At 75.2% G+C, this 7,225-nt stretch carries 4 protein-coding genes; all 4 read left to right on the top strand.

The genetic code is table 11. The features are described 5' to 3' along the window. Positions 1-305: 305 nt before the first annotated feature. The 4 genes from fabI to ABZ234_RS33685 all read left to right on the top strand — a co-directional run bounded on the left by fabI (position 306) and on the right by ABZ234_RS33685 (position 7,065). Positions 306-1,079 carry an enoyl-ACP reductase FabI gene (fabI, locus tag ABZ234_RS33670; protein WP_267948560.1) on the top strand — a complete coding sequence of 258 codons (774 nt, stop codon included), beginning with the start codon at positions 306-308 and terminating at the stop codon, positions 1,077-1,079. Between the two features lie 200 nt (positions 1,080-1,279). Beyond that, positions 1,280-2,560, top strand: a complete 1,281-nt coding sequence (gene cobA, locus ABZ234_RS33675; RefSeq protein WP_355014739.1) for a uroporphyrinogen-III C-methyltransferase — start codon at positions 1,280-1,282, stop codon at positions 2,558-2,560. Positions 2,561-2,632: 72 nt separating this feature from the next. Further along, positions 2,633-4,531, top strand: coding sequence for a dynamin family protein (locus tag ABZ234_RS33680; RefSeq protein WP_355014740.1), 1,899 nt, complete (start codon positions 2,633-2,635; stop codon positions 4,529-4,531). Then, on the top strand, positions 4,528-7,065 hold the full coding sequence (locus ABZ234_RS33685; protein ID WP_355014741.1) for a GTPase: 2,538 nt from the start codon (positions 4,528-4,530) through the stop codon (positions 7,063-7,065). The genes ABZ234_RS33680 and ABZ234_RS33685 overlap by 4 nt, the downstream gene beginning before the upstream one ends. Positions 7,066-7,225: the final 160 nt, after the last annotated feature.

The raw sequence follows: 7,225 nt of genomic DNA on the forward strand, positions 1-7,225 counted from the left end.
CCCAACCTCCCACCACGGGGGCGACACCACCCCCCCCCCCTCGGGCGCGGCGGGGCCGGCCCCCGCGGGGGCCGCCCCCGCGGCGGACCGGCCGCTGCTCCGGGGACGCCCGCGCGGGCGTCCCCGGAGCGCGCGCCGTGGCTCCGCGACGCCCGGCGGTGACTCCCGGGGACGACCGGAGGAGGCCGAGGCGGCGCACGGCTTCAAAGTCTCCGCGGATTTCTTGTGCCGGTCCACAGGCGACGCGGGGCCCCGTCGCCGATACGTTTCCACTGGCAGCGAGTACATCCAGCCAGGGAGACGTCGTGAACTTGCTCATCACCGGAATCACCACCCAGTCCTCCATCGCGTACGCGATCACGGAGGAGGCCATGCGCCAGGGGCACTCGGTGATCCTCACCAACCCGCCGGGGCGGCCCCTGTCGATCCTGGAACGGGTCGCCAAGCGGCTGCCCGCCGAGCCCGTCGACATCCTTCCCATGGACGTCACCGACCCCGAGCAGATCAGCGCCACCGCGAAGGCCGTGGCCGAGCACTGGGACCACGTGGACGGCGTCCTGCACGCCATCGCCTACGCCCCCGAGTCCGCGCTGGGCGGCAACTTCCTCAACACCGCCTGGGAGGACGTCGCCACCGCGGTCCACGTCTCCGGGTTCTCGCTCAAGGCCCTCGCCGTCGGGTTCCGCGAGCTGATGGCGGCCGCCCCCGACGGCTCCGGGGTGGTCTCCCTGACCTTCGACGCGAGCGTCGCCTGGCCCGTCTACGACTGGATGGGCTCCGCCAAGGCCGTCCTGGAGAACAGCACGAAGTACCTGGCCCGCGACCTCGGCGGCGACGGCATCCGGGTCAACGCCATCTCTGCGGGTCCGATCAAGTCCCTGGCCGGGGGCTCCATCCCCGGGTTCTCCCAGATCGCCGACTCCTGGGGCGACAACGCCCCGCTGGGCTGGGACACCAAGGACGCCTCCGTGGTCGCCGGTCCCGCCCTGTTCCTCATGTCCCCGGCCGCGCGGGCCATCACGGGGACGGTCATGCACGTCGACGGCGGCTACCACGCCATGGGCGCGCCCCTCGCCTGAGCACCGGACGGCGCGGGGCGCACCGCGCGGTGCGTGGCGGCTCACACCCCCGGAGCGCGAGGGTTTACCAATGCGTAATACCGCTTTGACAAGGTGAGCCGGAGCAATCGCCGCACATCGCCGGCGGCTGGCGCAGCTTCCCGCCAGCACCCCGCCGTCGTCGCCGGGGGCCGGTACGGACGACCGAAGGGGCGCGATCCGTGACCTATCTCCTTGGTTTGCGCATACGAGGCCGTGACGTGCTCGTCGTCGGCGGCGGCAGAGTCGCCCAGCGCCGGATCCCCGTGCTGATCGAGGCGGGCGCCCGGGTGACCATGGTGGCGCCCGAGGTGTCCGCGGCGCTGGAGGACCTGGCCGCCGCCGGGCGCCTCACCTGGCTCCGCAGGGCCTACGCCCCGGGCGACGTCGCCGGCCCGGACGCGCCCGCGTACTGGCTCGTCCACGCCGCCACGGACGACCCGGCGGTCAACGCCGCCGTCGCGGAGGAGGCGGAGGACGCCCGGGTGTGGTGCGTGCGCGCCGACGACCGCCACGAGTCCTCGGCCTGGACCCCCGCCAGCGGCACCGTGAACGGCATCACCGTCGGCGTCGTCGCCTCGGGGGACCCCCGCAGGTCGGCAGGGCTGCGCGACGCGATCACGGAGGGCCTCGCCGACGGCACCCTCGACGCCCGGCGCGGACGCGAGCCCCTGCGCGGCGTCGCGCTGGTCGGAGGGGGGCCCGGCGACCCCGGCCTGATCACGGTCCGGGGCCGGCAGCTGCTCTCCCAGGCCGACGTCGTGGTCGTCGACCGGCTCGCCCCGACCTCCCTCCTGGACCGGCTGCCGGCCGACGTGGAGATCGTCGACGCCGCCAAGATCCCCTACGGCCGGTCCATGACCCAGGAGGAGATCAACGAGGTCCTGGTCACCCGTGCCGCGCAGGGGAAGTTCGTGGTCCGGCTCAAGGGCGGCGACTCCTTCCTGTTCGGACGGGGAGGCGAGGAGGCCGCCGCCTGCGCGGCGGCCGGGATCCCCGTCATCGCCGTCCCCGGGGTCACCAGCGCCCTGGCCGCCCCCGCGAGCGCCGGGATCCCCGCCACCCACCGCGGTGTCGCACAGGACGTGCACATCGTCTCCGCGCACGTCGCCCCGGGCGACAGCCGGTCGACGGTCGACTGGAAGGGCCTGGCCGCTGCGGGCGGCACCGTCATCGTCCTCATGGGGGTCGAGCGCATCCGGGCGATCGCCGAGGCCCTCGTCGCCCACGGCCGCCCCGCCGACACGCCCGTCGCCGTCGTACAGGAGGCCACGCTGCCGGGGCAGCGAACGGTGACGGGTACGCTGGCCACCATCGCCGCCGCGGCCCGTTCGGCCGAAGTGCGGCCGCCCGCGGTGGTGATCATCGGAGAAGTGGTCAAAACAGCGCGGGATCTTGACATACTGCACACGGGAACCCAGCTCGAGTCCCATCGGCTGGCGACCGGGCGCGATCCCCAGTGAGGCCCTCGCCGACGGCGTTCGTCGCCCGCCCGGTGGGGGACCGCCACTACCGATGAGGAGGGCATACCGATCATGACCCGGCCGTCGGCCGCACCGGACACCACGGGTGACGGTGCCTCGGACCGGTTCGGAACCGGACCGGCCGCCACCTCAGACCAGACCGCCGAGGGTTCCGCGGCCGTGCCCGGGGCGGACCCCCAGGGCATCGCCGAGGCACGCAGAGGCCCCACGGTCCCCGTTGCCGCGGGCCCGGCCAAGCACCGGGCCCCCGCACCCGACGACAACCGTTTCGACCAGGTCCTGGAAGAGCTGCGCAAGCAGATCCGCGACCTGGAGTTCGCCGAGGGGCTGCCCAACGCCGAGGAGGGCCGCACCCTCCAGGCCGACGTCCTCGCCCAGCTGTCCGACTACGTCCTGCCCCGGGTCCGCCGCCCCGACATCCCCCTGCTGATCGCGGTCGCGGGATCCACCGGTGCGGGCAAGTCGACCCTGGTCAACAGCCTCGTCGGCGAACAGGTCACCACCACCGGCGTGCGCCGTCCGACCACCAACAGCCCGGTCCTGGCCTGCAACCCCGCCGACGTCGACTGGTTCAGCGAGGCCTCGTTCATCCCGTCCCTGCCGCGTGTGCGCCAGCAGGGCCTGGCGATGCCGGGCAAGGACGGCATGCTGGTGCTCGCCGCCACCGAGGCCATGCCCCCGGGCGTGGCCCTGCTGGACACCCCCGACGTCGACTCCGCCGTCGCCGCCCACCACGAGTTCGCCGCCAAGTTCCTGGACGCCGCGGACCTGTGGGTGTTCGTCACCACGAGCACCCGCTACGCGGACGCCCGTGTGTGGGAGTTCCTCCAGGTGGCGCGCGACCGCGACACCTCGCTGGCCGTCGTGCTCTCCCGGGTGCCGCGCCGCGGCCGCCGCCGGCTCCTCGACCACTTCGGGGCGATGCTGGAGGCCAACGGGCTGGGCAACGCCGCCAGGTTCGCGATCCCCGAGACCGACCAGGTCAAGGGGGAGCGCTTCACCGCCAACGTCGCCGACCACATCCGCGACTACCTCGCGGAGGTGGCGGGGGAGGCCGAGCAGCGGGACCGGGTCTCCCGGCGCACGTTCATCGGCGTCATCGACAGCTTCCGCACGCGCGTGCCCGAACTCGCGCGCCAGGTGGAGGCCCAGATCGAGACCGGGCGCACGCTCTCCACGGTGGTGGACGACGCCTACGCGGGCGCCCACCGCCGTGTGGACACGAGCCTGGTCGACGGGTCCCTCCTGCGCGGGTCGCTGCTCGCCCGCTGGCAGGAGGTCGCCGCGAGCGGCGAGCTGGCCAAGAGCCTGCGCATGCGCGGCAGGCGCACCCGCCGGAGCGGCCGCGCCGAGCAGGCCGAGCGCGGCCAGCGGGTGAGCGCCCTGGAGCGCGCGCTCCGCGACGCGCTGGAGGCCCTGGTGGTCTCCGCCTGTGAGCACGCCTCCGACGAGATCGAACAGAAGTGGCGCGAGGTGCCCGGCGGCGGGGACCTCGCGGGCAAGGCCCTGGACCGGCCCGGCACCGGCCTGCTGTCACAGCAGATCCGCCAGGAGATCGCCGAGTGGCAGGACGACGTGGCCGAGATGACCACGGTCAGCGGTGCCACCAAGCGCTCCGTGGCCCGGTTCGTCACCTTCGACCGCGACATCGTCGCCCTGGTCCTGATCATCGACCTGCTCGGCTACGAGCGGTCCCGATCCGGAGGCGGCGCACACGCGGCCGACACCTCCGGCCCCTCTCCGCAGCGCCTGCTCAAGGGGCTGTTCGGCGCCCAGTCACTGCGAAGCATTGGCGAAACCGCACGGGACAACCTGCGCAGGCGCGTCCTCGGGCTGCTCGATCGCGAGCGAGTGCCCTTCGACAGCGCGCTCGCGTCGGCCGGGATCCCGTCCGAGGACAGCGCCGTCCAGCTCTATCAGGCCACGTACAACCTTGAGATAGCACGATGACGACTCAGTGGAACCCCGCGCAGGCGCAAGGGGACTACGGCGCGGCCGACGGCCGCGCCGAGGCCGAGGACCGCGAGAGCGGGCACCCCGGCCCCGGCGCCCGCGGGCACGCCCCGCAGGACGAACCGGTGCGGTCCGGAGGCGGGCCGTGGCGCGGGTACACCATGCCCGTTCCCGAGCACCCCGAGCACGCCGACCCCTCGGAGGACGGCACGGAGGAACCCTCCTACGACGGCATCACCGGCTACCCGGACCCGTCCGGCGCCGCCGCGCCGAGGGAGGCCCCCGAGCGCGCCGGGAGCGCGCCGGACGAGGGAGGCGGGGCCCAGGCCGGGCCCGGCCCCCAGGAGGCGCCTCCGCGGCGCTCGGGGCGGCACGCCAGGCACTCCGCCGCGCCCGGGGGGGACGGTCCCCCCCGGTCCGGCAGGAGCGCCAGGCCGGCGGGGGAGGTGCCCGCCGCCGACCCGGACGACATCACCCCGGAGGACCCCGACGGGCTCGCCGGGTGGGTGGGGAGCCTCGCCGAGGCCGCCGACGACACCCGTATCGCCGGGCGCACCACCGGCGCCTTCCCGATCGTGGGACAGCGCGCGGGCTCCGGAGGCGGGACCGGCGAACCCGCCCGCGCCCGCCGCGGCGCGGAGCCGCAGGAGCCCCCCGGCGCCGGGACGCCCGCCGACCGGGAGGACGGCGCCGCGGCGGACGGCGGCACGCCCTCCGCGGACGTGTCCGGCGCACCGGAGCCGGAGGAGCCCGAACCGCTGCCGCGCCGCGTCCCCGGGCCCTCGGCGGTCTCCGGCGCCTTCCGCGCGATCGGCCCCGACACCGCGTCCGAGCCGGCGGACGGCGGCGCCGGGGAGGAGGACGAGGAGGAGTACCGCCCCACCACCCACGACGAGTGGGAGACCACCCCGTCGACGAGCAGGGCCGAGCTCATCGAGCGCCTGGACGCCCTGTCCACGCTGACCGAGCTGGGCCAGGGCGACCTGCCCCAGGAGATCACCGCCCGGGCCGCCCAGCTGCTCGACCACGCCGGAGCCCGGCTGAGGCTGTCCGCCGAGCACACCGTCGTCGCGCTCGCCGGCGGCACCGGCAGCGGCAAGTCCTCCCTGTTCAACGCCCTGTGCGGACTCGAACTCTCGCAGACCGGGGTCACCCGGCCCACCACCTCCAAGGCGCACGCCTGCGTGTGGGGGCACGAGGGGGCCGACGCCCTCCTGAGCTGGCTGGGCGTCCCCAACCGCTACCGGCACTCGCGCTCCAGCGTCCTGGACGCCGGCAACTCCGAGCTGACCGGACTGGTCCTGCTCGACCTGCCCGACCACGACTCCGTGCGCAGCATGCACACCGCCGAGGCCGACCGGCTGATCGGCTCGGTCGACCTGCTGGTGTGGGTCCTGGACCCGCAGAAGTACGCCGACGCCGCCGTCCACCACCGCTACCTGGCCAGGATGGCCGGCCACGGGGCGGTCACCGTCGCCGTCCTCAACCAGGTGGACAAGGTGGAGCCCGACGAGCTGGAGGAGCTGCTCACCGACCTGCGCCGCCTGCTGGAGTCGGAGTCCGGCGTGCACCCGCGCGTCATCACCACGTCCACGCTCACCGGCCAGGGCATCCGCGACGTGCGCGAGTTCCTCGCGGAGACGGTGCGCGAGCGCCGCGCGCTGGTGGACCGCCTGGTCGCCGACCTCGACCAGGTCGTCGAGCCCTTCGCCGACTTCCACGGCGAGGGGGACGTCCCCGAGACGGTCCCCGCCGACGTGCGGACCCGGATCCAGGAGGGGCTGGCCGGCGCCGCGGGGGTGACCGCCGTCGCCGACGTCACCGAGACCAACGACGTCAGGCGCGGCAAGCGCAAGGTCGGTTGGCCCGTGGCGCGCCGCGCGGCCAGGCTCCGCAAGGACCCCCTGGCCGCCGTGCAGCTCGACTTCCTGCGCCGCGACAGCGAGAACGGCGTCCGGGGCCCCGTCGACGCGCACGTGGCCGAGTTGGAGACCGTCCTCGGGGAGGCGGCCGACACCGTCTCCGAGGGCATGCCGGCGCCCTGGCGGCGCCGGATGCGCACCGCCGCGCGCAGCGCGGTGCCCGAGCTCCCGGCCGAGCTGGGGGAGGCCGTCTCGGCGGCCGTCGGCGACCCGGAGCTGAGCCCCGGGTGGTGGAAGCTCGCCCGCACCGCGCAGTTCGCCCTGCTCACGGCGGTCGGCATCGGTCTGGCCTGGACGGTCGTCTCCGTGCTCAGCCGGCTCGGCGGCGGCATCACCGGCCTGGCGATGTTCGACGACCCGGTCTTCGCCGCCTACTCGGGCGCGCTGGTGGTCGCGGCGCTGCTGGTCGGCTGGCTGACCGGGGTGGGCTGCGGCAACCTCGTCGAGGTGGCGGCGGTCCAGCGCCGCGAGGACGTGGAGCGCAAGGCCCTGGGCCGGGTCCGGGAGATCACCGCGCTGCGGGTCGTGGAGCCGATGGAGGCCGAGCTGGCGAGGTACAGGGCGTTCCGCTCCGCCTACGAGGTGGCCGTGGCGGCGACCGGGACCTGAGCGGACGGCCGGCGACGGCGCGGTCGGCGCGCGACCGCGTCCGTCCGCCGGAGCAGGGGCCCGGGGGCGGGCGGCATCAGCACCCGGGAGCTTGGGCCTGGCGGGGGGACCGTCGGGACCACCGCCCCCGGGGGGTGGCGGGGTGTCGGTGCCGCGGTTG

Source organism: Nocardiopsis sp. NPDC006198, assembly GCF_040613895.1.
Lineage (GTDB): Bacteria > Actinomycetota > Actinomycetes > Streptosporangiales > Streptosporangiaceae > Nocardiopsis > Nocardiopsis tropica.

Bases quoted from the DNA above. Each gene is read 5' to 3' on its own strand.
- ABZ234_RS33680 (WP_355014740.1), top strand. From the start codon at position 2,633: ATGACCCGGCCGTCGGCCGCACCGGACACCACGGGTGACGGTGCCTCG.
- ABZ234_RS33685 (WP_355014741.1), top strand. From the start codon at position 4,528: ATGACGACTCAGTGGAACCCCGCGCAGGCGCAAGGGGACTACGGCGCG.